Below are 25,632 nucleotides of genomic sequence, written 5' to 3' on the forward strand. Positions count from 1 at the left end.
TTACTTCTTCTTTTTCGGGGCGATGACCATGATCAGCTGGCGTCCTTCCATCTTAGGATGCTGTTCGACCGAACCGTACTCGAGCAGGTCAGCTTCAACCCGCTTGAGGAGCTCCATCCCCAGCTCCTGGTGGGCCATCTCACGGCCGCGGAATCGCAAGGATACCTTGGCCCTGTCCCCATCACTCAGGAAACGTACCAGGTTGCGCAGTTTTACCTGGTAATCCCCTTCCTCCGTCCCTGGACGAAACTTGATTTCTTTTACTTGAATCTGCTTCTGGTTCTTCTTCGCCGCAGCAATCTGCTTCTTCTTTTCGAAGATCGACTTGCCGTAGTCCATCACCCGGCAAACAGGCGGGACTGCGTCGGCGGAGATTTCCACCAGGTCCAGTTTGGACTCTTCAGCGATACGAAGCGCTTCATCAATCGAGACGATGCCAATCTGCTCGCCGTCAGCGCCAATTAACCGAACCTCGCGTGCCGAGATATTCTCGTTGATCGGGGCTTTCGGTGCAGCTCGTTTATCTTGTCTCATTTCACGCTTAATAATAATTACTCCGAATCTGGGCGACCACGCCGGGAAACCGCTTGCGCGAGGAACTCAGCGAACTGGGCGACGGGCATCGAGCCCAGGTCAGCACCTTCACGAGTACGCACAGCGACAGTCTGCATCTCGACTTCCCGATCTCCGATAACCAAAAGATAGGGAACCTTGAGCAAAGTATGCTCGCGGATTTTAAAGCCGATCTTTTCATTTCTCAAGTCGGACTTGGCACGAAATCCGCTTTCGTTGAGTGTTTTTTCAACTTCAGCGGCAAAATCTGCCTGTTTATCAGTGATATTCATGATCACTGCCTGGGTCGGAGCCAGCCACGCAGGGAATGCACCCTCGTAGTGCTCGATCAGGATCCCGACGAACCGTTCGAACGAGCCAAGGATCGCCCGGTGCAGCATAACCGGGTGCTTACGGCTGTTGTCTTCGGAGACGTATTCGGCTCCCAGACGGATCGGCAGGTTAAAATCGAGCTGCAGGGTACCACACTGCCAGACGCGGCCAAGGCAATCTTTCAGCGAGAACTCGATCTTCGGACCGTAGAAAGCGCCCTCGCCCGGTTGCAGGTCGTACGCAAGGCCCGCACTGTCGAGCGCAGCGGCCAGTGCCGCTTCGGCGCGGTCCCACAGTTCGTCGGAGCCGACGCGTTTTTCCGGACGAGTGGACAGCTTCATCTCGACTTCGGTAAAGCCGAAATCACGATAAACGTCCATGGTCAGCTTGATGAACGCGGCGGATTCGGCCTGCATCTGCTCCTCGGTGCAGAAGATGTGGGCGTCGTCCTGGGTAAAACCACGCACGCGCATGATGCCGTGCAGCGCACCCGATGGCTCGTTACGGTGGCAGGCACCGAACTCGGCCAGGCGCATCGGCAACTCGCGGTAGCTCTTCAGGCCCTGGTTGAACACCTGCACGTGGCAAGGGCAGTTCATGGGCTTGATGGCGTAGTCGCGGTTTTCCGACTGGGTGGTGAACATGTTGTCGGCGTAGTTGGCCCAGTGCCCGGACTTTTCCCACAGGCTGCGGTCAACGACCTGAGGTGTCTTGATCTCCAGGTAGCCATTTTCGCGCTGAACTTTGCGCATGTATTGCTCGAGCACCTGGTACAGGGTCCAGCCGTTCGGATGCCAGAACACCATGCCCGGCGCTTCTTCCTGGAGGTGGAACAGGTTCAGGCGCTTGCCGATCTTGCGGTGGTCGCGTTTCTCGGCTTCTTCGATGCGCTGGATGTAGGCCGCCAGTTGCTTCTTGTCAGCCCAGGCAGTGCCATAGATCCGCTGCAGTTGCTCATTCTTCGCGTCGCCACGCCAGTAGGCGCCGGACAGCTTGGTCAGCTTGAAGGACTTGAGAAAGCGTGTGTTCGGCACGTGCGGGCCACGGCACATGTCGACGTATTCTTCGTGGTAGTACAGGCCCATGGCCTGCTCGTCCGGCATGTCTTCCACCAGGCGCAGTTTGTAGTCTTCGCCACGGGCGGTGAACACGTCGATCACTTCGGCGCGCGGCGTGACCTTCTTGATCACGTCGTAGTCTTTTTCGATCAGCGCGTGCATGCGTTGTTCGATGGCAGCCAGGTCGTCCGGAGTGAAAGGACGCTCGTAGGCAATGTCGTAATAGAAGCCTTCTTCAATGACCGGGCCGATCACCATCTTCGCGGTGGGGTACAGCTGCTTGACCGCATGGCCAATCAAGTGCGCGCAAGAGTGGCGAATGATCTCCAGCCCCTCTTGATCCTTGGGCGTGATGATTTGCAGGCTGGCGTCGCTGGTGATCAGGTCGCTGGCATCGACCAGCTTGCCGTCGACCTTGCCGGCTACAGTGGCCTTGGCCAGGCCTGCACCAATGGATGCGGCGACCTCGGCTACGGAAACCGGATGATCGAATGAACGTTGACTGCCGTCGGGAAGAGTAATAGTTGGCATGGCGCCTCCTCTCCTAGTGGTGACCCCTACCAAAGGTCACGTGGGTTGGGATGAGCCAGTACAAGATCCAACACCAGGCCGTTCAATGATGAACGCCTGCCTTACAGCGGCAGGAGCCTTTCGGCCAACCGATAATCGAACCAGAGTGACTGGAGTGAGCTAAAAAGAACCTGGCAAGGCGGCAATTGGCACGCCTGGAAATAGCCAAGCGCAAGATGCTAGCACAGATGAACGGTCATCGCGGCGCTGCTATCTTGCGTTACGACAAAATCCACCATTTATAGCTGCAAAAGTGAACTTGAGCTGTACGCAATGCCTCAAACCCACTGAGAATCGCCGTTCGTCCTCGACCCAAAGGAGCATCCTCATGATGCGTTTTACCTCTACCCTCGCTCTCGCCGCTTCCCTGACCCTTCTTTCCCTCGGTGCACAGGCGGCCGCTCCGTCCAACTGGCCTGCCGGTGCCCGTGACAGCTTCGTCAGCGATTGCAGCGCAGCCGCCAGCCAGAACGTAGACGTCAAAACTGCCAAAGCCCACTGCGAATGTGGCGCCGACAAGATCAACGCCGAATTGAGCACTGCGGAAATCAAAGAGCTCATGACCAACCAGAACGCCAGCCCGGAGCTTAAAAACAAAGCAGTCGCGGCTATTTCGTCCTGCAAAGTCGTGAAGAAAAAGTAATATCTGCCACAGATCAGACGGTTTTTTTACCGGTAAAACGGCTGTAAAACTGCCATTTCTCACAAATTACGCAGCTTTTACGGCTTTTTTTACCAGTTGATATTTCGGGCGCAAGCCCCGTAGATCGGGGCTTTCAGCCGGAACAGGGACTAAACGCAACGCTATTGATTAGCAAACAATGCCTTGGGGGGGCTCCCAAGCCGAACATTTCGACTATGATAGCCCGGTGTGCCCAGTTGGCCTGAGCAGCACAGCACTACTGAAAATATATGTTTCTTGGAGATACACCATGTCTAATCGCCAAACCGGCACCGTTAAATGGTTCAACGATGAAAAAGGCTTCGGCTTCATCACTCCTCAAGGTGGCGGTGACGACCTGTTCGTACACTTCAAAGCTATCGAAAGCGACGGTTTCAAAAGCCTGAAAGAAGGCCAAACCGTTTCCTTCGTGGCTGAGAAAGGCCAAAAGGGTATGCAAGCTGCACAGGTTCGCGGCGAGTAATTCTCCGCTGAGCTAAAAAAACCCCGTCCATGTGACGGGGTTTTTTATGGGCACTGCAAAAGCCTTGAGAGACTTAGCCGCAATTGACCCGCGTGATCACCAGGTTGTCATCGGTGTTCAGGTTGAGGCGGTCGGAGCGGTATTCCAGGGTGATCATGTCATTCGGCTTGAGGATCCGCGCGTTCTGCGCGCCGGCACGGGTACGCGCCTGCTCCAGCAACTGGGGCGAGGCTTTCTGGCCGATCGTGAATTCGGCAGCCTTCGACTCACAGCGGCTATGACCGGCGTCGGTCACGGCGGCGTCTTTGGCTGGCTCAGAGGCACCCGGGGTGCTGCAACCCGCCAACGCAAGTGCCGCCAACAAAGTACCGAATGATGCGAGCTTCCAAGGCATGAAGCCTCCTATGATAAAAATGGACAGAGATCGTGCGACAGCGATTGTGCGGATTGGTTTCAAGACGTAAACCGCCACCGGGCAAGTTTGCCTGAGTCGGGACAGGCATTCGCCCGCTCAATCGTGACCGGATATGAATGTGCTCAATAGATATCGATGTAGTCGAACGCAGGCTTCGGCCAGTTTTCCTTCAGTGCATTGAAGATCTGTGTCACCCAGACTTCATCACTGGCGGCCACATTCCCTACGTATCCGGAACCCTTGGCCCAAGTCTCCAGCCGGAACAGCAGCCCATCGATATCCACGCCACCGACAACCCTCCCTGAAGAGATATAGGCAATTCCGGCCTTGGTCACCCGCAACTGGGCATGTTCATCGTCACTGGCACTGGCGAGGAGCTGGCGCACATTCGCCAGCGTCAGGTTCTCGGGGTTGTTCAAATCGATCTGCACGTGATGTCCCCGGAAATTAAACAGGCGGACAGTGTCGCACAGCAGCAGCGTCATGCCGAATCGCCTCATGCCTAAGTATCAGTGCCAAACGCGATGCAAAATGGTTAACTGGCCCGGTAAGAACCGCGTTCCAGCGCATTGCCCAGTACTTTCAGCCCCGTGAGACCTACATGACCACCGTAACGCTCCAAGCCGATATCAAAGCCAAGTGGCCACAAGGACAAAGCTCCTACAGCCCCGGCAGCCCAGAGGAATTGGCGATCATCGGCATCGACCTGCTGGTCAAGGAACTGGGTACGCAGGCGGCCCAAGCGTTCATCGGCCAGATATTCGAGAAATACCCGGCCGATCACATGGGGGCACATGACCCCGAGCGCGAATAAGAACCGACTGGACCGGTCAACCCATTACTTCAGACGCGCCAGGCGCTCGGTCAGCAGATCGAAGAAGCCCTGGGCATCACCGTTCTCCACCCAGAACGCGTTCTTCGGTTGTTTCAGGCCGTCGTACCAGTCGACGATGGTCTGGCCGAAGGTTGGGCCTTCACGGCTGTCCACCACCACGTTGACCTCACGTCCGCTGAACAGCGAAGGCTTGAGCAGGTAGGCAATAACGGTTGCATCATGCACCGGGCCGCCGGGAATACCGTAGTGCTCCATGTCGCCCTTGACGTATTCATTGAGAATATCGCCAACCACCTTGCTCGCGTTGTTCTTGAGGTCGGCGATCTTTTTCAGGCGCGCTTCGCTGGTCAGAACCTTGTGGGTCACGTCCAGCGGCAGGTAGGTCAGCTTGACACCGCTCTTGAGCACAATCTCAGCCGCGACCGGGTCGGCGAACAGGTTGAACTCTGCCACCGGCGTGATATTGCCGCCGTTGAAGTGCGCGCCGCCCATTACCACGACTTCCTTGATGCCCTGAGTGATTTCCGGTGCCTGGGTCAGCGCCAGCGCCAGGTTCGTCTGCGGGCCGAGCATCGCGATGGTGATGCTGTGCGGCTTGGCAGTGCTGAGGGTATTGATCAGGTAATCAACGGCATTGCCGTCCGCCAGGCCCTTTTTCGGCTCATGCACGGTGACGCCGGAAATGCCTTCCTTACCGTGGATATTCTCGGCGTAGATCGGCGTGCGCAGCAGCGGTGCGGGCGCACCGGCGTACACCGGGATGTCCTCGCGCCCCGCCCATTCACGGGCCAGGCGTGCATTGCGGGAGGTCTTGTCCAGGCGCACGTTGCCGGCGACGGTGGTGAGCGCGCGAATGTTCAGCTCATCCTGGGAGGCCATGGCAAACAACAATGCCACCACATCATCGGCGCCTGGGTCGGTGTCGATGATCAGGTCGATTTTTTCCGCCGCCTGGGCGCTTGCAGCAGTGAGTGCAGACAAAAGCAGAACACTCCGGAACAGGTTTTTCAGGGTGGGAAGACCATATTGCATAAAACACTCCTTGTCGTTGAGAACGCTAGAACGTTACGCCGGACACCAGCGCGATATTGCAGTAAGGCTGGCATTCGCCAGTGCGCACCACCGCGCGCGCCTTGTGGCTGAGCTGCTTGAATTCGTCATGGCTGACCAGGCGCCGCTCACCGAGGGCCGCCTGCTCTGTGAGCGCATTGAGCTCGACCAGCGCCGGTGGTTGCTTGAGCAGGATTTCTTCCGCCAGCACATGGCGTTCAACCTGCATCTCGCTGAGCACGATACGCAAGGTGCTGATGAAATCCGGGATGCCCTGGGTCAACGCCAGGTCGATCAACTCGACACCCGGCGGCACTGGCAGGCCAGCGTCACCGATCACGAGGATGTCACCGTGCCCCAGGGAGGCGATCACACGCGACAGGGCAATATTGAGCAGAGGTGTCTTTTTCATGAGGGCACAAAACCTTGTACGTCATGCAGCGTTGGAATAGAGGGCTGCGCACCGGCGCGGGTGACCGACAATGCCGCCGCGACCTGGCCAAAACGAATGGCCTCGGCCTCGCTCTTGCCGTTGGCCAACGCCGCAGCAAAGCCACCGACGAACGTATCACCCGCTGCCGTTGTGTCTACCGCCTTGACCTTGGGCGCATGCAGGTGCTCGAAATTCTGGCCGTCGGTAAACAGTGCGCCCTGAGAACCCAGGGTGACGATGACTTTGCCGGCGCCCGCCTGGATCAGTTGGGTGGCCGCGGCCTTGGCACTGTCAATGGAGTCGACGGCCACGCCACTCAGTGCGCCAGCTTCGCTTTCATTGGGGATCAGGTAGTCGATCGAGGCGTACCACTCGGCCGGCAATGGCGCGCTGGCCGGTGCAGGGTTGAGGATCACCGTCTTGCCCAGCTCACGACCGCGCTTGAGGGCATAGCCTACCGTATTCATCGGCACTTCCAGCTGGCAGACGATCACCTCAGCCGTCTGCAGCACCGCATCAAACGCCTGCAATGAGGCTGGCGTCAGTTCGCCGTTACTGCCCGCCACGATCACAATCGCGTTCTGACTGCTGTCGTCGACCACGATCAAGGCCACGCCACTGGAACCGTCCACGGTGCTGACGGCCTGGCAATCGATGCCTTCCACCACCAACGCATCGCGCAACTGGATGCCATAGGCATCGCTGCCGACACAGCCGATCATCGACACATCGGCCCCCAAGCGTGCGGAGGCTACCGCCTGGTTCGCACCCTTGCCGCCAGGTACGGTTGAGAATGTCTGGCCGATCAAGGTTTCACCGGCACGGGGCAAACGGCTGGCACGGGTGACCAGGTCCATGTTCAAGCTGCCTATTACCACTACTTTTGCTGGCATACATCAGTACTCATCAATTCGGTTCAGCGGTATTGGGCGAACGTACCGGAGACAGGTGCCGTCGACTCACGCAACACGATGCTCGGCGTCACGATGCGTTGATCGAATGGCATTTGGGGTGTTGCAATTCTTCGCAGTAAAAGCTCGGCGGCCGTCTCGCCCAGCTGCACGATCGACTGCCCGACCGTGGTCAGCGCCGGGTAGACGTAACGGCTCATTTGAATGTCATCGAAACCGATCACAGACAGCTCGCCGGGTACGCGGATATTGCGCTCTGCCGCTGCACGCAATACGCCGAAACCTATCATGTCGTTACTGGCAAAAATCGCACTGGGCGGGTTTTGCGCCAGCAATTGCACAGCGGCGGCATAACCGCCCGTGCTGGTGAAATCGCTTTCCTGGGTGCGGTTGGCGGCCACCTCGACACCAGCCTCGCGCAACGCACGGTGAAAGCCCGCCAAACGCATTTGTGCGACACGGGTATGGGCAGGGCCGCCAACGCAAGCAATGTCGCGATGGCCCAATTCGAGCAGGTGCCGGGTCGCCAGGTAGGCGCCCTCCTCGTGATCGATACGCACCAGGTCCACATCAATGCCATCCAGCGCCCGGTCGACGATCACCATGGGCGTGCGCACTGCGCTCAAGCCGGCGGCGAGGCCACTGTCATCGCCGCCCACCGATGTGACGATCAAGCCGTCGATGCGCTTTTCCAGCAACACGCGCAAATAGTTGCGCTGCTTTTCAGCGTTGTCGTCGGAGTTGCACAGGATGACGCAGTAGCCGTTACGCTCGCAGTAATCCTCGATGCCGCGAGCCAACTCCGCAAAATACGGGTTGAGGCTGTTGGGCACCAGCAAACCGATGGTGGCCGTGGTCTTGGCCTTGAGTGAGCGCGCGACGGCACTGGGCACGTAGTCGAGCTGCTTGATCGCCGCTTCAACCTTGATGCGCACCGGCTCACTGACCGGGCGGGTCTTGTTCACCACATGGGACACCGTGGTGTAGGAAATACCCGCAAGCGCTGCCACATCCTTGATGGTTGCCATGGTTCAACCCCGCCGACTGGCGCGCCGGCTGCGGTAGGTATCGAGTACCACGGCAATCACGATCACGGCACCGGTGATGATGCGCTTGGTCGGTTCCGTGGCACCGATCTGCGCCAGGCCAGCCGCCAGTACCGAAATAATCAACACACCAAAGAAAGTACTGATTACCGAGCCGCGCCCGCCCATCAGGCTGGTGCCGCCGATCACCACAGCCGCAATCACTTGCAGCTCCAGGCCGGAGCCGGCGTTCGGGTCCGCCGCTTCCAGGCGCGAAATCTGGAACAGCGCCGCCACGCCGGCCAGCAGGCCCATGAGGCTGAACACCAGGATCTTGTAGGGCTTTGGATTGATCCCCGCCAGGCGCACGGCCTCTTCGTTGGTACCGATACCGATGAGGTAACGACCAAACACAGTACGGGTCAACACCAGCTGCGCGACGATGATCACCAGCAACGCGATGATGAACGACGGCGAGATACCAAAGGCAATCGGGTTGGACAGCCAGGCGAACGAATCCCCGATGTAGGCGGTGCGCGAGCCGGTCATCTGGTAGGCGACACCCCGGGCCATTTCCAGCACGCCGAGGGAGACGATAAACGACGGAATGCGCCAGGCCACGGTGATCGAGCCGGTGATGGTGCCGGCCAAGGCCGCACAACCCATACCCAGTACGGCAGCCGGCAACACGCTCCAGCCCCAGCCGAGGATCGCCACGCTGACGGCCGATGCAGCCAGTGCCAGCACCGAGCCCACCGACAGGTCGATCCCGCCGATGATCAGGATGAAAGTCATGCCCACCGCCAGCACCATGAGGTCCGGAATCTGGTTGGCCAGGGTACTGAAGGTGTCATAGGACAGGAAGTGATCGCTGAGCACCGAGAACAGCGCAATCATCGCCAGCAAGGCACCCGCAAGACCCAGGTAGGTACCCAGGCCATAGAAGTTGCCGCCGGTCTTGCCAGGGGAAGTTGTGGTTTTCATGGGGTATCCCTAAGCACTGCGTCGTTGAGCAGCGCATCACGTTTCTGATAGCCGGCGAAGGCGGCGGCGAGCAATTCATCCTGGGTCCAGCTGTCGCGCTCGAACGTCTCGATCAAGCGCCCGGCGGACAATACACCGATGCGATCGCAGATCAGCATGAGCTCACGCAGGTCGCTGGACACCACCACCAGCGCTTTGCCCTGGCGGGTCAACTCGCCCAGCAAGGCATAAATATCGAACTTGGCCCCCACGTCGATGCCTCGGGTTGGCTCGTCGAACAGCATCACCGAGCAGTCGCGCTCCAGCCAGCGGCCAATCACCACCTTCTGCTGGTTACCGCCGGACAGTTCGGAGACCAACTGCGCCGGACTGGAACTGCGGATGCGCATGGCGTCAATCTGACGCTTGGCCAAGGCGGTTTCGTCGCGGCTGTTGACCACCCCACCGCCAGAGATTTCCGGCATATTGCCCAGAGCGATGTTGGCGCTGATGGACTGGGTCAGCAGCAGCCCTTCACCCTTGCGGTCTTCGGTGATCAGGGCAATGCCGTGGCCTACCGCGTCCACGGGCGAGCGGATGCTCACCACCTGGGCCGGCGAACCGAGCGCCACGGTGCCGCTGTCGGCCAGGTCGGCGCCGAAGATCAGGCGCAACAATTCAGTACGGCCGGCACCGATCAGGCCGGAGATGCCATAGATCTCGCCCGCACGCACTTCAAAGGACACGTCGCGGACCTTGTCCGAGCGGGTCAGGCCTTTTACGGTCAGCGCCGGCCCCCCGATGGTTCGCGGGCCCAGGTCGATGTGCTCGCCCAGCTCACGACCGACCATCAAGGTGACCAGTTGCTCGCTGTTGTAGTTGGCCATCGGCTCGACACAGACCAGCTTGCCGTCGCGCAGTACCGCAATACGTTGGGCAACACGGGCCAGCTCTTCCAGCCGGTGCGAAATATAGATGATCGCCACGCCCCTGGCCTGCAGACGGGTGATCTGTTCGAACAGCATCTCGACTTCACGGGCCGTGAGCATGGCCGTGGGTTCGTCAAGGATCAGTACGTGACAATCGCCGATCAGGTTGCGTGCGATTTCGACCATTTGCTGATGACCAATGCCCAGGCTGCCAACCAGAGTGTCAGGGTCGATAGCGTCCAGCCCGACCTGGGCCATGGCCTCGACCGCCGCCTTGCGCAGTTGCTTGCGGCTGATCCAGCCGCAGTGGCTGGGCAGGTTATCCAGGAACAGGTTTTCGGCAACGGTCAGCGTCGGCAGCAGGTTGAGTTCCTGCATGACCATGCGCACGCCCAGCTCTTCAGCCTGGGTGCGGCTGCCAGGGCGATAATCCTGGCCGTTGAACTGCATCTGCCCGGTGGTCGGCGTGACCAGCCCGCCGATGATCTTCGACAAGGTACTTTTGCCTGCGCCGTTTTCACCGGTCAGCGCCAGCACTTCCCCACGATTGAGCGTCAGGGTGATGTCGGACAGAACCGGTTGGGCATAGGTCTTGCCGATACCGCTGACCGAGAGGACAGCGTTCGGGGCGGAAGATGACATAGGAAAATCTCCAGGCGCCCGCCCAGGACGAGCGGGCGCTGTTGGGGTATTGCCGGAATTACTTCTTGAGGACGAGTTCGACCGGGGTCTCGATCACGCCGTCCTTGGCATCGACTTTCTCACCCTTGACCAGCTTGAGCGCATTCTGGATACCGAACACGGCTTGCTGCGCAGCGGCCTGGTCAGCGGTCGCCAGCACACGACCGTCCTGCAGCATCGGCTTGATGGCTTCGATGTTGTCGTAGCCTACGACCAGCACCTTGCCGGCTTTGCCTGCCGCACGCACGGCGGAGACCGCGCCCAGGGCCATGTTGTCGTTACCGGCCAGCAGGGCCTTGAGGTCCGGGTATTCGCTCAGCATGGCGGACGCCACTTTCTGGCCCTGGTCGATTTCCCAGTTGCCGGATTGAGTGGACACAATCTTCATGCCGGCAGCGTCCATCGCGTCCTTGTAGCCTGCGGTACGTTGCTGGGCATTGGTGGTGGTCGGCACACCTTCGATGATGCCGACCTTGTCACCCGAGGCCAGTTGCTTGGCCAGGTAGTCACCCACCAGTTTCGAGCCTTTACGGTTGTCCGGGCCTACGAACGGGATATCGAGGTTCTTGCTTTTAAGCACATCCGGGTCGAGGCGGTTATCGATGTTGACGACCTTGATACCGGCATCGGAGGCCTTCTTCAGCACGGTGACCAGTGCCTTCGAATCGGCAGGCGCGATCACGATGGCGTTGACCTTGGCGAGGATCATCTGGTTGACGATATCAATCTGCGCGCTGGTGTCGGTTTCGTTCTTGATCCCGTTGGTGATCATGTCGAAATCGGCGGCGTGCTCTTTCTGATACGTCTTGGCACCGTCCTGCATGGTGACGAAGAATTCATTGGCGAGGGATTTCATGACCAGGCCGACCTTGGGTTTGGCGGCGTCATCGGCAAATGCAGAGGAGAGAGGCAGGGCAGCGGATGCGGCGGCAAGCACAGCGACAGCAAGAAGACGTCCAGCGAATGGCAGCTTCATGGGTTCACTCCGATCTTATGATTATTGTGAGCAACGCTTGCACCGAAGACCCCTTCGGCAGCCTTCCCACCCGGGGGACTGATACGAGCTGTCACGATACTCAATGAGTACTCCGTGAAACATCTCGCAAACGTTTGCGTTGTTCAAACTATGAGAACCTTGTCGAGATTTGTCAACGGTTGAAAACAGCCTTTTATCCAGGCCGTCCCTCACGCTTGGGCATAGATGCAGCTAAACATCACACACTTCCTATCGTTGTCTGAAACGACAGGCTGGAACGCACCATTCATGCATCCCCCAGAGCCAGGCGATCAACTTTTTCGGACAACCGAACGCAATGCAGTGCGATGTTCGGAAAGCCGGACACCCACATGATCAACAAGCTCGAAAAATCAATATTAACTGTTATAAATCAATAATTTAAATTGTTTTAGCGTTTACGCTGAGCCTGGTATAGATCCTGCTCTACCTCATCACCTCGTGGCATTCAGAACCGCACGGGTGTTCTAGATGAACCTGCTACAGCACTCATCAAAAACCAGAGAGAAAAATAATGAAATCTGCACTGAAGACTTTTGTTCCGGGCGCGTTAGCCCTCCTGCTGTTGTTCCCCGTTGCCGCCCAGGCAAAGGAAGTTGAAACCAAGACCAAACTGTCCAACGTGGTGATCCTCGCCACCGGCGGTACCATTGCCGGCGCCGGTGCCAGCGCAGCCAACAGCGCCACCTACCAGGCAGCGAAAGTCGGTATCGAGCAATTGATCGCTGGTGTTCCTGAGCTTAGCCAGATCGCCAATGTGCGTGGCGAGCAAGTGATGCAAATTGCGTCCGAAAGCATCAACAATGACAACCTGCTGCAACTGGGTCGCCGCGTCGCCGAACTGGCCGACAGCAAGGATGTGGACGGCATCGTGATCACCCACGGTACCGACACCCTCGAAGAAACCGCCTACTTCCTGAACCTGGTGGAGAAAACCGACAAGCCAATCGTGGTGGTCGGCTCCATGCGACCAGGCACCGCCATGTCGGCGGACGGCATGCTCAACCTGTACAACGCTGTGGCCGTGGCCGGCAGCAAGGATGCACGCGGCAAAGGCGTGCTGGTCACCATGAACGACGAGATCCAGTCGGGTCGCGACGTCAGCAAGATGATCAATATCAAGACCGAAGCGTTCAAGAGCCCATGGGGCCCACTGGGCATGGTGGTTGAAGGAAAATCCTACTGGTTCCGCTTGCCGGCCAAGCGTCACACCATGGATTCGGAATTCGATATCAAGAACATCAAGAGCCTGCCGGACGTCGAGATCGCCTATGGCTACGGCAACGTGAGCGACACTGCCTACAAGGCCCTGGCTCAAGCAGGCGCCAAAGCCATCATCCACGCCGGCACTGGCAACGGCTCCGTGTCCTCCAAAGTCGTACCTGCCCTGGTGGAACTGCGCAAACAGGGTGTACAGATCATTCGCTCTTCCCACGTGAATGCCGGTGGCATGGTTCTGCGCAACGCCGAACAGCCTGACGACAAATACGACTGGGTGGCTGCACTCGACCTGAACCCGCAGAAAGCCCGCATCCTGGCCATGGTCGCCTTGACCAAGACCCAAGACAGCAAAGAGCTGCAGCGCATGTTCTGGGAATACTGATTCCTGACTGTCCCCCTGCAGGAGCGAGCATGCTCGCTCCTGCACCATCCCGCCCCGCCCTACACCCAATTGCCTGAATTGCTGTAAGACGAACTTCTTGAATTTTAAGTAGTTGCGAAATCGCCTACAGTTAAATACTGTATGTGCGTACAGCCTATTAAGGAATACTCCGTGGCAAAGTCCTCTTCCGCAGTGCCAACCGCACCTGATGCCTACGAACGCCTGGCTATTCGCGTGCAAAAGATCATCAATTCAACCAACGCCCAGAAAGCCAAGGCAGCGTTGATCTTCCGTTTGCCGGACGAGCCCGAGGATGAATGGGCGCGCTTGCTGGAGGAAATAGCAGAGAACGACAACGTCACCCTCGCCTATCGTGACGACGGTGGCGTACAGATTTTCTGGGTTGTACCGAAGGAAGATTGATTCAATGAGTGTCCGTTTTATCGCGGTGTGCTGCCTGTTTTTTGCTGTCACCGCCCACGCCCAGGCGCCACGCACGTTCAGTGAAGCCAAGAAAATCGCCTGGAAGCTCTACGCTCCACAATCCACCGAGTTCTATTGCGGTTGCAAGTACACGGGCAATCGCGTGGACTTGAAAGCCTGTGGCTACATCCCCCGCAAAAACGCCAATCGTGCCGCACGCATCGAATGGGAGCACATTGTTCCCGCCTGGCAGATCGGGCATCAGCGCCAATGCTGGCAGGACGGTGGGCGTAAGAACTGCACGCGCCATGATGACGTGTTCAAGCGTGCCGAAGCGGACCTGCACAACCTGGTACCCAGCATCGGTGAGGTCAACGGTGACCGAAATAACTTCAGTTTTGGCTGGCTGCCGGTACAAAGCGGGCAGTATGGGTCTTGCCTGACTCAAGTGGATTTCAAGGCCAAGAAGGTCATGCCGCGCCCTTCCATCCGGGGAATGATCGCCCGCACCTATTTTTATATGAGCAAACAGTACGGCTTGCGACTGTCGAAACAGGATCGCCAGTTGTACGAAGCCTGGAACAAGACCTACCCGGTGCAGGCCTGGGAGCGCCAGCGTAACCAGACAGTGGCGTGTGTGATGGGGCGCGGCAATGAGTTTGTCGGCCCGGTGAATCTGAAAGCCTGTAGTTGAAAATGGGCGAAACTCCCGCCCACCCGGCGCGTTACTGTGCCGCCTTGTGCTCGATAACCTGCGATTCGGTATCGGTTTTCTTGGCGCGCGCCATTTTCTCGTTGAGCAGTGCCTGCTTGGCCTCCGCTTCAGCCTTGGTCGCGAACGGCCCCAGCAAGACTTCGTCCTTGCCGTCAACCTTCACGATGTAAAAGTTGAAACCATGTTCCAGCAACCAGGCCGTAAGGTCGGTGATGGCCTGTAGCTTGTGGTCCGGCGGCCCGACCCACACATCCCATTCCTGGGCAGCAATCGCGCCGGTTCGAGGCTGGTTTTCGGTCACGACAGGCTTGCTCCTGGGGGCCTCCACGCGTTTGCCCTCACCGCAACCGGCCAATGCCAACACCGCCATTGCCATCGCTACTTTACGCACTGCCCTGCTCCTTTAAAGATAAAGAGGCGACTTTATCATTCACTGTCTATTCTGGCCGTCATAAACGTTGGCTTAAACAATGCGAATCATGTATCGCAGACCTGTATGATGCCGCCATGGGAATTAATGTCGCCTCTATGCGTCCTAAAAAGAGGCAGTCACAGGGAAGCGCTTAGCAGTAAGCTACACACATCCGACACCTGCCCTGTCTGAAACATGTGTCCTTAAAAGTAATCAAGGAGAAGTCCATGCTGATACTCACCCGCAAAGTTGGTGAAAGCATAAACATCGGTGATGACATCACGATCACCATCCTGGGCGTCAGCGGCCAGCAAGTAAGAATCGGCATCAACGCACCCAAGGATGTTGCCGTGCATCGCGAGGAGATCTACCAGCGCATCCAGGCCGGTTTGACTGCCCCGGACAAAAACCAGACGCCTTGAAGCGCCCTCAGTAGCCAGCCCTTTCGTGCACTGTAATGGCTGGCGAAAACCTCTTCACACCGCTCTTGTCATTGCTGCGTGACTGACGCCACCAATGCGTTCATCTTCATGGAAAGATGAAACTGTCTTCACGCCCGGAACTTGTTGTTTCATTCTCAGCCGAATCTTCTGACTGACACTCAGCCATCCGTGTGCATTCAGGAGCATGTCGATGCGGCCCAGGCCCCCACCGCCATTTGCCTACACGTCTTGGATGATCGCCTTATCGATAGGATGGGTCTTCGCAGGGCTGGCCTATGGTTTGAAGTATGCAATCGAAGGCTCCGGCTCCGCCGCTCCTCATTCGGGGCTGGACTTGGCGCTGCTGCTTTGCGGGTACTTGTTCCTGTTTTGTCTCAAACCTATCCAGAAGTCCGTGCAACGCAGGTTGTGCCGGCAAACTCGTCAGTGATATCGCGCTCATCGCTAGCAGGCGCCGCTATCAACAGCGTCACAGCACGAGTTTGGCCTTTTCGTATCAGCCCGCCCGACTCTGCAAGTACAACAAGCCGTCTGCGTCACGCTGTACGTCCAACTGCTGGTACCCGTCTATCGAAGGGTGGTCAGTGGCCACAGGCGTGTGATGCGTCGACGTCACGACCATCACATCCGCGCCTGCGGCCTCTCCCGCACGAATACCCACCGCCGCATCTTCAAACACCAGGCATTCCTGCACCGGCACACCCAGGCGTTGCGCCCCCAAAACGTAACAAGCCGGATTCGGCTTGCCGACGGCCACGTCTTCAGCCGTCACCAATACCGCCGGCGGCGCAATGCCCGCTGCTTGCAGTCGGCGCAACGCCAACTCCCTGGGGGCAGAAGTGACCAACGCCCATTGATCACCCGGCAGACGGCTCAGAAATGCCACGGCGCCGGAAATCGCCACAACACCTTCGACATCATTGATTTCAGCCTCGGTGATCCACTGCGCTTCAACCTCGGGATCGACGCCCGGCAATGCCTGGCGCGTGATGGTGTCGATCGCGCGGGCGCCGTGAATAGTCGTCAAAAAAGCCGCCACATCCAGCCCATGACGTTCAGCCCAGATGCTCCACACCCGCTCGGCAGCGGCAATGGAGTTGAGCAAGGTCCCATCCATATCAAACAAAAAGGCACGGTAACGGCGGTTGAACACGGCTGAAGCTCGGATAGACACTGAGCGAATTCCTCATGGGCGGAAAAATGATAGGCCGATGCAATCTACGGATCACCTCGGTGCTTGTAAACGCTACCGAGGTGATCCGTAGATTGCATTACAGGTTTGTAATGGAGCGGTAAGTCTTACCAGCACCCTCACTTCATACAGTGGAGTTGTCAGTCACCCACACCGGATGACGCCACTTCCTACTGATGAAAAGGGTCCCCCCATGAAACCTGCAAGCAAACTCTGCCTGATCGCCGCCAGCCTGCTGATGCTGGGCACGGGCACCGCCATGGCCGGCAACGTGGCGCCAGTCAAAGCCGATAACGTGGTGCTGGTGCATGGTTCCTGGGCTGACGGCTCGAGCTGGTCCGAGGTGATCACCCGCCTCCAGGCCGCCGGTCTGCATGTCACTGCCGTGCAGAACCCGCTGACCTCGGTGGCCGACGACGTGGCCGCCACCAACCGTGTACTGGACCAGCAAGACGGCCCCACCGTGCTGGTCGGCCACTCCTACGCCGGCACCGTGGTCAGCGACGCCGGGGCCAACCCGAAGGTCAGCGCCCTGGTGTACGTGGCCGCCCGCGCGCCGGACGCCAATGAAGACTTTGTCGCACTCTCGGCAAAGTATCCGAGCATGCCGGTGCGGGCCGGCGTTGAAGACCACGACGGCTACCTCACCCTGAGCCAGGGGGCCTTCCTCAAATACTTTGCCGGCGATGTGCCGCATGCCAAGGCCATGGAGCTGTACGCCGTGCAGCAGCCCATCGCCAAGACCCTGTTCAGCGGTCGCACCGTCAACGCCGCCTGGCACACCAAGCCTTCCTGGTATGCAGTGTCGGCGAATGACCAGACCATCAATCCGGACCTGGAGCGCTTCCTCGCCAAGCGCATGAACGCCACCACCATCGAGGTGCCTTCGAGCCACCTGTCGCTGGTGTCCCACGCCAAGGAAATCACCGACCTGATCCTCGAGGCCTCTGGCCGCCAGCCCTGAGCCGCGCATTACAAACTTGTCATCATCCTGTTGGTTGGCTGTTCGGGGTGCCTGGTTACCGTGAACTCACTGTCACGATCTGGCAGCCAACCCTTTAAGAGAGATACCACCATGAAACTGTTTGTCCTCGGTTTTACCGCTCTGCTCGCTACCGGTTCCGTGCTTGCCGCAGAACCTGTGATCCATGACAAAACCGGCTTCTTCGTGCACCTGGATGTGGCCAAAGTGCTGTCGAGCACCGACACCTACGGCCAATGCGGCATCGTCCCGGCGCGCCTCGACTACCTGGACAGCCAGGGTCGCGAACATGTGTTGGACTACCAGGTCCAGGGCATCGGTTGCGCCAGCGACAATTGATCGGGCTACACTTGCGCCACGCATTGAGACAGGGCACTTCCCATGAACATTCTTGTAGTCGAAGACGAACCCAAGGCCGGCAATTACCTGCTCAACGGCCTGCAGGAACTGGGTTACTCCGTCAGCCTTGCCCGTGACGGCGTGGACGGTTTGCACCAGGCCCTGGAAACAGCGTTCGACGTGATCGTGCTGGATGTGATGATGCCGAAAATGGACGGCTGGGAGGTGCTGCGCCGCCTGCGAAAGGAAGCCGATACGCCGGTACTTTTCCTGACGGCTCGCGACGACATTGCCGACCGCATCAAGGGCCTGGAGCTGGGTGCCGATGATTACCTGATCAAGCCTTTTTCCTTCGCTGAACTGGTGGCACGCTTACGAACCCTGACCCGTCGCGGCCCAAGCCGGGAAGAGGAACAACTGCAGATCGCCGACCTGCAAATCGACGTGCTCAAACGCCGTGTCACCCGCGCCGGCACCCGCATCACCCTGACCAACAAAGAGTTCGCCTTGCTGCACCTGTTCGCCACTCATCAGGACCAGGTGCTGTCCCGCTCGCTGATCGCCTCGCGGGTGTGGGACATGAATTTCGACAGCGACACCAACGTGGTCGACGTGGCCGTACGGCGCCTGCGCCTGAAAATCGACGACCCGTTCCAGCTCAAGCTGATCCACAGCGTGCGTGGCATCGGCTACCGTTTCGATACCCAGCCATGAACACACGCCGTCATTACTCCCTGACCCTGCGCCTGGCGTTGATCTTCGCCCTCCTCGCCTTCGCCCTGCTGGCGACCCTCGGTGTGGCGCTGTATCGCGAACTGGAGCGGGAATTGATCATGCGTGACGACGCGGCCTTGATCTACCGCATCGATCAGTTGCGCAACCTGCTCAATGACAGCAACACCCTGGACCTGATCAAGACCAAGCCGGAGTTGTTCCAGAACATGCTCGGCAACCGCGAATCGGTACTGAGCATCGCCGCGCCAGGACAGAAGCCATTGCTGACGGTCAATCCCGGCAATATCGACCTGCCTTCCATACCCCCGGTCCCCAAGAACCACGAACTGACGCTCGCCGACGTACACCATTTTCCCAGCATCAACGGCGTACCCTTCGCCACCGTCGCCGCGTCCATCGACTCCGGCGACCTGGGCAGCCTGCAAGTCACCACGGGGCGCCTGATGACCGAGCGCACCAGCGTACTCGCCAGCTATCGCCTGAGCGTTTATATCCTGGCGAGCATTGCCGCACTCATCCTGGCCCTGGTCGGCTACCTGCTGGTTCATCGCGGGCTGTTACCGTTGCGACGCCTGGCCCGGCACGCTCAAGGCATTGGCGTCGGCAACCTCGCTGAACGCCTCGACAGCCACGGTGCGCCTAAAGAACTGCTGCCGATGATTGATTCATTCAATACCATGCTTGAGCGGCTGGCCAAGGGCTTTGTCCAACTGGGTCAGGTGTCCACCGACATGGCCCACGAGCTGCGCACCCCCATCAACAATTTGCTGGGGGAAACACAGGTCGCCCTTCAACAGCACCGCAGCATTGAAAGTTATCAGCAGTTGTTGGCGTCCAATGTGGAAGAGCTTGAACGCCTGGCGCGGATGCTCGATAACATGCTGTTCCTCGCGCGCACCGACCCGGCCAGTGCTTTGCGGCAACGCCAGGAACTCAGTGCCTGGGACGAGGTGGAGCGCATCGCCGAGTACTTTGAGGGCTTGGCGGGTGATGCGGATATCAGCATTCACGCAGAAGGTGAAGGCGTGATCTGGGCGGAGCCGATGCTGCTGCGCAGGGCGCTGGCGAACCTGTGCGCCAACGCCATCAAATATGGTGCGCCACGTACCGAGCTGGAGATCCGCGCCGTGCCAAGCGCCGATGGCATTCACCTGAGGGTCAGCAATCAGGGCGAGACCATCGCCGCCGAGCATCTGCCGCGGCTGTTCGAACGGTTTTACCGGGTGGATGAGTCACGGGAACGTTCTGCACAGTCCAACGGGTTGGGATTATCGATTGTGGCAACCATCATGCAACTGCATAACGGGCGGTACAGCGTAAGCAGTGAGGCAGGTGTGACGTGTTTTGAGCTGTTCTTTCCTAGACGGGAAGATTGAGCGCAAACGCCCGGTGTTATTTTGCAAAGGTTTGTCTCTTAACACTGGTCGCGAGCCAGACTAGTCTCGCTTCCCAAGGGGCTCAAGGGAGAGCCGGCAGCGGTAAAATTATGGAGATCCTGAAATGGAAATGCGATTAGGTTTACTGGAAAAGGGGCTGGCTGAAATGAATGAGAAGCTGATCACCGTTTCGAGCAAGGCAGACGCCATGGACAAGCACTTCGCTTCCAAGGCAGACCTGGCAACTACTGAACTGAACCTTATCAAATGGTACGTGGCAACCGCATTCGCCATGACAGGCCTGGCTTGCGCTATCACCTTCGGGCTTACTCGACTGTTTGCGATTTGAGGAGCGTCGGGCCGATCAGCTGACCTGCCCGCCCGCTTCCTCTACATCCACCGGTGTTTGCCACGCCGCCAGCACAGCTGACTGCAGACCCACAACCAACGTATCCAACGCCATTGAGGGCCGCTGTGAATCTGCCACCTGCTCTGGCAGAAAAGGTACGTGGATAAACCCACTGCGTACCCCAGAACCTGCGAGCGCATGCTGCAACAGATAAAACACCTGGTTGCACACAAATGTCCCAGCCGTCTGCGATACCGAGGCCGCGACTCCCGCGTCGCGCACAGCCTTGACCATCGCCTTGATCGGCAAGGTCGTGAAGTAGGCCGCCGGGCCGCCGGCTACGACAGCCGTATCGATAGGCTGCTCCCCGAGGTTATCGGGGATGCGTGCATCATTGATATTGATCGCCACCCGTTCGACTGAGATATCGCTACGCCCAGGCCCCAGGCCAGTCGCAATCACCATCGCCGGGTGCAACTCGTCGATCAGCCCGGTCAGGCAAGCGCCCGCCGTGGCAAATGCGCAAGGCAGCAATCGCGCAACAATCTGCACATCGCTTCCCAGTCGCACGCCGTCCAGTTGGCGCACGGCTTCCCAGGAGGGGTTCACCCGGTCTTGATCAAAGGGCTCGAAACCCGTCAGCAGTACAATTTGCATCACGGCCTCACATCAACAGATAAAGCAGCACAATATTGACCACCAGCATCATCAACGCGGTCGGAAGCTGGGCCTTGATTACCGCATTCTTGTCCGGCAGCTCGAGCAACGCCGCCGGGACGATATTGAAGTTGGCTGCCATCGGGGTCATCAGGGTACCGCAGTAGCCGGAGAACATACCGATCGCCGCCATCACCGCGGGGTTACCGCCATAGATACCCACCAACACCGGCACGCCGACACCGCCGGTCATTACAGGGAAAGCTGCAAAGCCATTCCCCATGATCACCGTAAACAACGCCATGCCCAGCACATAGACGATCACCGCCACCAACTTGAAATCAAGGTTGATATAGGTAGTGGTGACATGCGCGACAGCCGTACCAACCCCGGCTTCGTTGAACAGTAAACCCAGCATTGCCAGCATCTGCGGCAGCACCATGGCCCAGCCCAGCGCTTCAGTCAGGCGACGGGATTCACGCAAGGCCTGCACCGGCGTATCACGGGTCAACCAGCACGCCAGGCCAAGGGCGATCAGGCAGCCGATACCGAGAGAAACGAAGGTCGTGTTTTTCGGGTCCAGCAACGGCACTCCGCCGATCTCGGTGTGCTTGAGCAACACCGATCCGATCACCGTGGTCAGCGGGATCGCCAACGCCGGGATGAACAGCTTGTGCCCCAGGCGACCAGCACTGGCACGGGATGCCTTGTCGTGCAGCTCGGCATGCTTGCCACGGCCGACGCCGCCCATGCCGGCTATCAAGGCCATGACCACTATGCCTACCCCGATAGCCACCGACGGCAGACGCTCACCGATCAGGAATGGAATGGCGAACAACAGCCAGAACAATGCACTGGTCCAGCGTTTGGGATGGGTGCGATCCATCAGGATCATGCCCGCCGTGATCAGCAGCAGAACCCCGGCCAGCCAATACAGGTATTGAATGGAAATAATCATTGTGCGGCCTCCACGAGCGCAGCGGCCGGCGTCATCTCTCGGGTGAGCCTTCGGTCAAACCGATGCAGGCGGATCGCGTGAATGATGAAGGCGCAGATCGCCGTAGGAATCCCCCATACCGCAATATGCAGCGGCTCCACATCAATCCCCGAGCCCAGCAGGAAGGTGTGCATCAAGGCGATTGCACCGAAGGCGACAAAGATATCCTCACCAAAAAACAGGCCGACATTGTCAGTTGCCGCGCACATCGCTAGCACTTTATGACGCAGTTTGTCGGGAAGTTTGCCGTAGCGTTTTTCCGCTGCACCTTCAGCCATCGGCGCCAGCAGCGGACGCACCATCTGCGGATGCCCGCCCAGGCTGGTCAAGCCCATGGCGGCCGTGGATTCACGCACAAACAGATAGATGATCAACAAGCGCCCGACCGTGGCGCGCTCGAACCGTGCAATCCAATTCTGCGCATGCAGGCGCAGCCCATGCCGCTCCAGCAGTCCAATGACCGCCAGGGGCAGCAACAGAATCAATTGCAGGGCACGGGTCTGAAGGAAGCCATCGCCCATGGTGGCGAGGATTTTTTCCAGGGGGAAATGGGCGGCAAGCCCGGTGGCGATAGCGGCGGCGGTGACCACCAACAGAGGGTTGATACGCAATACAAAGCCAACCACGATCACCAGTACGCCGATCAACGGCCATAAGTTCACAACAGTTTGCATGGCGGTGAGGTCCTTAAGTGCGCGCTGCGGGGCCATTACAGCAGGATGTGAACAAAGGGTTCACAGCAGGAAGTGGCGTGCAGTCGGCTCGGTTTTTTTATTGTTGACCCAGAAGGTCGAGCGTCAGTGGCGGCAACTTTGCTGCCTGGGGGCGGGAGGTGTCCAACAAGAAAAATTGTTGCTGCGAACCAATAAATTTTGTGGGTGATTGCACAGCCTGCATGTAACGAGATGTGGACAGACCCGCAGGGATTCGCGCATCTTGGCGCCGCTTATTTAACAGGCCTGCGCGAATGGCCTGCGCACGCCTCTCCCTCCTAACTGCTGTGGATACGGAAATTCAATGAAAACCCAAAAGGCCCTGATCGCCCTCTCCTGCGCAGTTGCGCTGTCCATGCTGGGTGGTTGCGCCGCCAAGGTAAAAAGTGGCAGCAGCGCAGCGCTGGCGATCCCGGACTCCGCGAAACACAACCTCGTGGTGAGCATCAAGGGCGAAGGCCAAGTCGAGCAAAACCCGGACTGGAACCTGCTCAAGCGCGACTGGAACAACGCGCTTCAGGTCGAAGCCCGACAGGCCGGCTTCAACGTCACCGAAAGCACGGCGGTAGCACCAAGTGGTGAAGAGGGTGTCGGCATCAAGATCAATGTGAGCAAGTTTCGTTACATCGAGCCGGGCTCACGGTATGTAGCCGGTGCGCTGGTAGGCAACGCCTGGGTGTTCTCCCGCGCGAATTACTTCGACCTGAAATCAGGCACGCCGATTGGCTCGCGTACCTACGACACCTCGTCATCCGCCTGGGAAGGCATTGCCTCGGCCATGACGCAGAAGCAGGTGCAGGCGATTGCCAAACAGATGATCAGCGATATCAAGAACGCCAAGGCCAAGTAAGCCCTCATCATGAGCGAGTTTCTCGAATTCATCTGGAAGCTGCTTGAGTTCGCAGGCGACTACACCCCACCACGGCGAAAACGCGTGTTCTCACTCAGGTTCGTGATGTTTTTACTGCTGGTGGCGGTAGTTGAACTGGTGTTGCTGCAGATTTTTCTTGGAGATACGGGCTGAAGAGAGGGTTTGCAAAAGTTTTTCAAATCGCAGGCAACAAAAAAGGGCCCACCTTTCGGTGAGCCCTTCTAGACCGCCCAGCAGAGCGGATTTTGTTTGGTAGGCGCGATTGGACTCGAACCAACGACCCCCACCATGTCAAGGTGGTGCTCTAACCAACTGAGCTACGTGCCTGCTGTGAGGCGGCATTCTACGGAATTCCGGAGGGGTGTCAACATCTTTTTTGCAGCTAACCCTATGAATATGCGAATTTTTTATTTGCGTGGGGTACACCTGCGGATTTCGGGTGGCTGGCAGGCAATTTTCAACTCAGGTAGGATCGGCGCACTCGTAAAAAATATAAAACAGAGGTTCCAGGATGGCGAACACCCCCTACCCCCAGTCGTATTACGCCGCTTCCGCAAATGCAGCTCCACCTCGCCCAGTCCTGCAAGACGACGTCGAAACCGATGTGTGCGTGATCGGCGCCGGCTACACCGGCCTCTCCAGCGCCCTGTTCCTGCTGGAGAGCGGTTTTCGCGTGACGGTGCTGGAAGCCGCCAAGGTGGGGTTTGGCGCCTCGGGCCGCAATGGCGGGCAGATCGTCAACAGCTACAGCCGTGATATTGATGTAATCGAGCGCAGTGTCGGCCCCAGGCAGGCGCAACTGCTGGGGCAGATGGCGTTTGAAGGCGGCAAGATCATTCGTGAGCGGGTGGCCAAGTATCAGATTCAGTGCGACCTGAAGGATGGTGGTGTTTTCGCCGCGCTCAACAGTAAGCACATGGGCCATCTGGAGTCACAGAAGCGTCTATGGGAGCGCTACGGCCACACCCAACTGGAGCTACTGGACGAACGCCGTATTCGCGAAGTAGTAGCCTGTGACAACTACGTCGGCGGCTTGCTGGACATGAGCGGGGGGCACATCCACCCACTCAACCTGGCACTCGGCGAAGCGGCCGCCGTGGAGTCCCTGGGCGGCACGATCTACGAGCAATCCGCTGCCGTGCGTATCGAGCGCGGCGCCAACCCGGTGGTGCATACCGCCGAGGGCAAGGTCAGGACCAAGTTCATCATCGTCGCGGGGAATGCCTACCTGGGCAACCTGGTGCCGGAGTTGGCCGCCAAGTCCATGCCGTGCGGCACACAAGTGATCACCACCGCCCCCTTGGGCGATGAGCTGGCGAGAACGTTGCTGCCGCAGGATTACTGCGTCGAAGACTGCAACTACCTGCTCGACTACTACCGCCTCACCCGCGACAAGCGCCTGATCTTCGGCGGCGGCGTGGTGTATGGCGCGCGCGACCCGGCGAATATCGAAGCGATCATCCGCCCGAAGATGCTCAAGGCCTTCCCGCAGCTCAAGGACGTGAAGATAGACTACGCCTGGACCGGCAATTTCCTGCTGACCCTGTCGCGTTTGCCGCAGGTGGGTCGCCTGGGCGACAACATCTACTACTCACAGGGCTGCAGCGGCCATGGCGTGACGTATACGCACCTGGCGGGCAAGGTACTGGCAGAGGCACTGCGAGGCCAGGCAGAGCGTTTTGACGCGTTTGCCGACCTGCCGCACTACCCGTTCCCGGGTGGGCAACTGTTGCGCACACCATTTGCGGCAATGGGTGCCTGGTACTACGGGCTACGCGACAAATTGGGATTCTGACTCGAACCTGTAGGAGCCCGTTTGCAGGCTCCTACAGGTCGCACTTATCAAATCACAGGCACAAAAAACCCCGGTCTTTCGACCAGGGTCTTTGCTATCGGATCAAAGTAGCCAG

General features: G+C 58.7%; 31 protein-coding genes and 1 tRNA gene. 15 read left to right on the forward strand and 17 right to left on the reverse strand.

Features of this window, described 5'->3' with window-relative positions; genetic code table 11:
• Together infC and thrS are read right to left on the reverse strand one after the other, a co-directional pair.
• Window positions 1-552 carry a translation initiation factor IF-3 gene (gene infC, locus LUU92_RS19000; protein ID WP_169850653.1) on the reverse strand — a complete coding sequence of 184 codons (552 nt, stop codon included), beginning with the start codon at window positions 550-552 and terminating at the stop codon, window positions 1-3.
• The gene (thrS, locus tag LUU92_RS19005; protein WP_003192490.1) at window positions 552-2,474 is read right to left on the reverse strand and encodes a threonine--tRNA ligase; all 1,923 of its coding nucleotides are present in this window, start codon (window positions 2,472-2,474) and stop codon (window positions 552-554) included. Before thrS ends, infC begins: the two co-directional genes overlap by 1 nt.
• 367 nt (window positions 2,475-2,841) lie before the next feature.
• On the opposite strand from thrS, the gene LUU92_RS19010 reads away from it, so the two are divergent.
• Both LUU92_RS19010 and LUU92_RS19015 read left to right on the forward strand, forming a co-directional pair.
• On the forward strand, window positions 2,842-3,156 hold the full coding sequence (locus tag LUU92_RS19010; RefSeq protein ID WP_016978147.1) for a hypothetical protein: 315 nt from the start codon (window positions 2,842-2,844) through the stop codon (window positions 3,154-3,156).
• A 289-nt stretch (window positions 3,157-3,445) separates the two neighbouring features.
• Complete coding sequence (locus LUU92_RS19015; protein WP_003234260.1) at window positions 3,446-3,658, forward strand: cold-shock protein; 213 nt, start codon at window positions 3,446-3,448, stop codon at window positions 3,656-3,658.
• A gap of 73 nt (window positions 3,659-3,731) precedes the next feature.
• Here LUU92_RS19015 and LUU92_RS19020 read toward each other — a convergent pair whose 3' ends face one another.
• Both LUU92_RS19020 and LUU92_RS19025 read right to left on the reverse strand, forming a co-directional pair.
• Window positions 3,732-4,052, reverse strand: coding sequence for an I78 family peptidase inhibitor (locus LUU92_RS19020; RefSeq protein ID WP_071492188.1), 321 nt, complete (start codon window positions 4,050-4,052; stop codon window positions 3,732-3,734).
• Window positions 4,053-4,195: 143 nt separating this feature from the next.
• Window positions 4,196-4,504 (reverse strand): hypothetical protein, encoded by a 309-nt coding sequence (locus tag LUU92_RS19025; RefSeq protein WP_071492213.1) that lies wholly within the window; start codon window positions 4,502-4,504, stop codon window positions 4,196-4,198.
• Window positions 4,505-4,674: 170 nt separating this feature from the next.
• Here LUU92_RS19025 and LUU92_RS19030 point away from each other — a divergent pair, with 170 nt between their 5' ends.
• Window positions 4,675-4,887: a hypothetical protein gene (locus LUU92_RS19030; RefSeq protein ID WP_010209115.1), complete on the forward strand. Its 213-nt coding sequence runs from the start codon at window positions 4,675-4,677 to the stop codon at window positions 4,885-4,887.
• Between the two features lie 24 nt (window positions 4,888-4,911).
• Here the strand turns inward: LUU92_RS19030 and LUU92_RS19035 are convergent, their stop codons facing one another.
• From LUU92_RS19035 to LUU92_RS19065, 7 genes are read right to left on the reverse strand one after another with little or no spacing between them, the layout of a single operon-like run.
• The gene (locus tag LUU92_RS19035; RefSeq protein WP_071492189.1) at window positions 4,912-5,940 is read right to left on the reverse strand and encodes a nucleoside hydrolase; all 1,029 of its coding nucleotides are present in this window, start codon (window positions 5,938-5,940) and stop codon (window positions 4,912-4,914) included.
• Window positions 5,941-5,965: 25 nt separating this feature from the next.
• The gene (gene rbsD, locus LUU92_RS19040; protein ID WP_071492190.1) at window positions 5,966-6,370 is read right to left on the reverse strand and encodes a D-ribose pyranase; all 405 of its coding nucleotides are present in this window, start codon (window positions 6,368-6,370) and stop codon (window positions 5,966-5,968) included.
• On the reverse strand, window positions 6,367-7,284 hold the full coding sequence (gene rbsK / locus LUU92_RS19045) for a ribokinase (RefSeq protein ID WP_071492191.1): 918 nt from the start codon (window positions 7,282-7,284) through the stop codon (window positions 6,367-6,369). The genes rbsD and rbsK overlap by 4 nt, the downstream gene beginning before the upstream one ends.
• A gap of 23 nt (window positions 7,285-7,307) precedes the next feature.
• Entirely contained in the window at window positions 7,308-8,330 is a 1,023-nt protein-coding gene (locus tag LUU92_RS19050; RefSeq protein ID WP_257102484.1) for a LacI family DNA-binding transcriptional regulator, read from the reverse strand.
• 3 nt (window positions 8,331-8,333) lie between these two features.
• Entirely contained in the window at window positions 8,334-9,311 is a 978-nt protein-coding gene (locus LUU92_RS19055) for an ABC transporter permease (RefSeq protein WP_017528200.1), read from the reverse strand.
• On the reverse strand, window positions 9,308-10,861 hold the full coding sequence (locus tag LUU92_RS19060; protein ID WP_071492193.1) for a sugar ABC transporter ATP-binding protein: 1,554 nt from the start codon (window positions 10,859-10,861) through the stop codon (window positions 9,308-9,310). The genes LUU92_RS19055 and LUU92_RS19060 overlap by 4 nt, the downstream gene beginning before the upstream one ends.
• Before the next feature lie 58 nt (window positions 10,862-10,919).
• The gene (locus LUU92_RS19065; protein WP_016978157.1) at window positions 10,920-11,876 is read right to left on the reverse strand and encodes a sugar ABC transporter substrate-binding protein; all 957 of its coding nucleotides are present in this window, start codon (window positions 11,874-11,876) and stop codon (window positions 10,920-10,922) included.
• Between the two features lie 553 nt (window positions 11,877-12,429).
• On the opposite strand from LUU92_RS19065, the gene LUU92_RS19070 reads away from it, so the two are divergent.
• The 3 genes from LUU92_RS19070 (at window position 12,430) to LUU92_RS19080 (ending at window position 14,635) form a co-directional block, all read left to right on the forward strand.
• Window positions 12,430-13,518 (forward strand): asparaginase, encoded by a 1,089-nt coding sequence (locus LUU92_RS19070; protein WP_071492194.1) that lies wholly within the window; start codon window positions 12,430-12,432, stop codon window positions 13,516-13,518.
• 171 nt (window positions 13,519-13,689) lie between these two features.
• The gene (locus LUU92_RS19075) at window positions 13,690-13,941 is read left to right on the forward strand and encodes a DUF1654 domain-containing protein (RefSeq protein WP_083351486.1); all 252 of its coding nucleotides are present in this window, start codon (window positions 13,690-13,692) and stop codon (window positions 13,939-13,941) included.
• A 4-nt stretch (window positions 13,942-13,945) separates the two neighbouring features.
• Entirely contained in the window at window positions 13,946-14,635 is a 690-nt protein-coding gene (locus tag LUU92_RS19080) for an endonuclease (protein ID WP_071492196.1), read from the forward strand.
• A gap of 31 nt (window positions 14,636-14,666) precedes the next feature.
• Here the strand turns inward: LUU92_RS19080 and LUU92_RS19085 are convergent, their stop codons facing one another.
• Window positions 14,667-15,032, reverse strand: coding sequence for a penicillin-binding protein activator LpoB (locus LUU92_RS19085; protein WP_071492197.1), 366 nt, complete (start codon window positions 15,030-15,032; stop codon window positions 14,667-14,669).
• Window positions 15,033-15,295: 263 nt separating this feature from the next.
• Between LUU92_RS19085 and csrA the strand changes: the two genes are divergently transcribed.
• Complete coding sequence (gene csrA / locus LUU92_RS19090) at window positions 15,296-15,490, forward strand: carbon storage regulator CsrA (RefSeq protein WP_003192511.1); 195 nt, start codon at window positions 15,296-15,298, stop codon at window positions 15,488-15,490.
• A 517-nt stretch (window positions 15,491-16,007) separates the two neighbouring features.
• On the opposite strand, the gene LUU92_RS19100 is transcribed toward csrA, so the two are convergent.
• Complete coding sequence (locus tag LUU92_RS19100; RefSeq protein ID WP_257102485.1) at window positions 16,008-16,685, reverse strand: HAD-IA family hydrolase; 678 nt, start codon at window positions 16,683-16,685, stop codon at window positions 16,008-16,010.
• Window positions 16,686-16,896: 211 nt separating this feature from the next.
• Between LUU92_RS19100 and LUU92_RS19105 the strand changes: the two genes are divergently transcribed.
• From LUU92_RS19105 to LUU92_RS19125, 5 genes are all read left to right on the forward strand, one after another.
• A complete protein-coding gene (locus LUU92_RS19105; RefSeq protein WP_257102486.1) occupies window positions 16,897-17,667 on the forward strand; it encodes an alpha/beta fold hydrolase in 771 nt (256 codons plus the stop codon).
• A gap of 111 nt (window positions 17,668-17,778) precedes the next feature.
• Window positions 17,779-18,024 (forward strand): DUF2790 domain-containing protein, encoded by a 246-nt coding sequence (locus LUU92_RS19110; RefSeq protein WP_071492201.1) that lies wholly within the window; start codon window positions 17,779-17,781, stop codon window positions 18,022-18,024.
• A gap of 42 nt (window positions 18,025-18,066) precedes the next feature.
• Window positions 18,067-18,738: a heavy metal response regulator transcription factor gene (locus LUU92_RS19115; RefSeq protein WP_071492202.1), complete on the forward strand. Its 672-nt coding sequence runs from the start codon at window positions 18,067-18,069 to the stop codon at window positions 18,736-18,738.
• Window positions 18,735-20,135 carry a heavy metal sensor histidine kinase gene (locus tag LUU92_RS19120; RefSeq protein WP_222540076.1) on the forward strand — a complete coding sequence of 467 codons (1,401 nt, stop codon included), beginning with the start codon at window positions 18,735-18,737 and terminating at the stop codon, window positions 20,133-20,135. Before LUU92_RS19115 ends, LUU92_RS19120 begins: the two co-directional genes overlap by 4 nt.
• 124 nt (window positions 20,136-20,259) lie before the next feature.
• Window positions 20,260-20,484, forward strand: a complete 225-nt coding sequence (locus LUU92_RS19125; protein ID WP_058426270.1) for a hypothetical protein — start codon at window positions 20,260-20,262, stop codon at window positions 20,482-20,484.
• A 15-nt stretch (window positions 20,485-20,499) separates the two neighbouring features.
• Here the strand turns inward: LUU92_RS19125 and pcp are convergent, their stop codons facing one another.
• The 3 genes from pcp to LUU92_RS19140 are packed head-to-tail and all read right to left on the reverse strand — an operon-like array spanning window position 20,500 to window position 22,812.
• On the reverse strand, window positions 20,500-21,141 hold the full coding sequence (pcp, locus tag LUU92_RS19130; protein WP_257102487.1) for a pyroglutamyl-peptidase I: 642 nt from the start codon (window positions 21,139-21,141) through the stop codon (window positions 20,500-20,502).
• Between the two features lie 7 nt (window positions 21,142-21,148).
• Window positions 21,149-22,099, reverse strand: coding sequence for a DUF979 domain-containing protein (locus LUU92_RS19135; protein ID WP_071492205.1), 951 nt, complete (start codon window positions 22,097-22,099; stop codon window positions 21,149-21,151).
• Window positions 22,096-22,812 carry a DUF969 domain-containing protein gene (locus LUU92_RS19140; protein ID WP_257102488.1) on the reverse strand — a complete coding sequence of 239 codons (717 nt, stop codon included), beginning with the start codon at window positions 22,810-22,812 and terminating at the stop codon, window positions 22,096-22,098. The genes LUU92_RS19135 and LUU92_RS19140 overlap by 4 nt, the downstream gene beginning before the upstream one ends.
• Before the next feature lie 343 nt (window positions 22,813-23,155).
• Here LUU92_RS19140 and LUU92_RS19145 point away from each other — a divergent pair, with 343 nt between their 5' ends.
• The gene (locus LUU92_RS19145) at window positions 23,156-23,701 is read left to right on the forward strand and encodes a hypothetical protein (protein ID WP_257102489.1); all 546 of its coding nucleotides are present in this window, start codon (window positions 23,156-23,158) and stop codon (window positions 23,699-23,701) included.
• A gap of 9 nt (window positions 23,702-23,710) precedes the next feature.
• A complete protein-coding gene (locus tag LUU92_RS19150) occupies window positions 23,711-23,875 on the forward strand; it encodes a hypothetical protein (RefSeq protein WP_257102490.1) in 165 nt (54 codons plus the stop codon).
• A gap of 97 nt (window positions 23,876-23,972) precedes the next feature.
• Here the strand turns inward: LUU92_RS19150 and LUU92_RS19155 are convergent.
• Window positions 23,973-24,049: transfer RNA gene (locus tag LUU92_RS19155), tRNA-Val, on the reverse strand.
• 184 nt (window positions 24,050-24,233) lie between these two features.
• Between LUU92_RS19155 and LUU92_RS19160 the strand changes: the two genes are divergently transcribed.
• Complete coding sequence (locus LUU92_RS19160) at window positions 24,234-25,517, forward strand: NAD(P)/FAD-dependent oxidoreductase (RefSeq protein WP_257102491.1); 1,284 nt, start codon at window positions 24,234-24,236, stop codon at window positions 25,515-25,517.
• Window positions 25,518-25,632 lie beyond the last annotated feature (115 nt).

It is taken from the genome of Pseudomonas extremorientalis (assembly GCF_024584605.1).
Lineage (GTDB): Bacteria > Pseudomonadota > Gammaproteobacteria > Pseudomonadales > Pseudomonadaceae > Aquipseudomonas > Aquipseudomonas extremorientalis.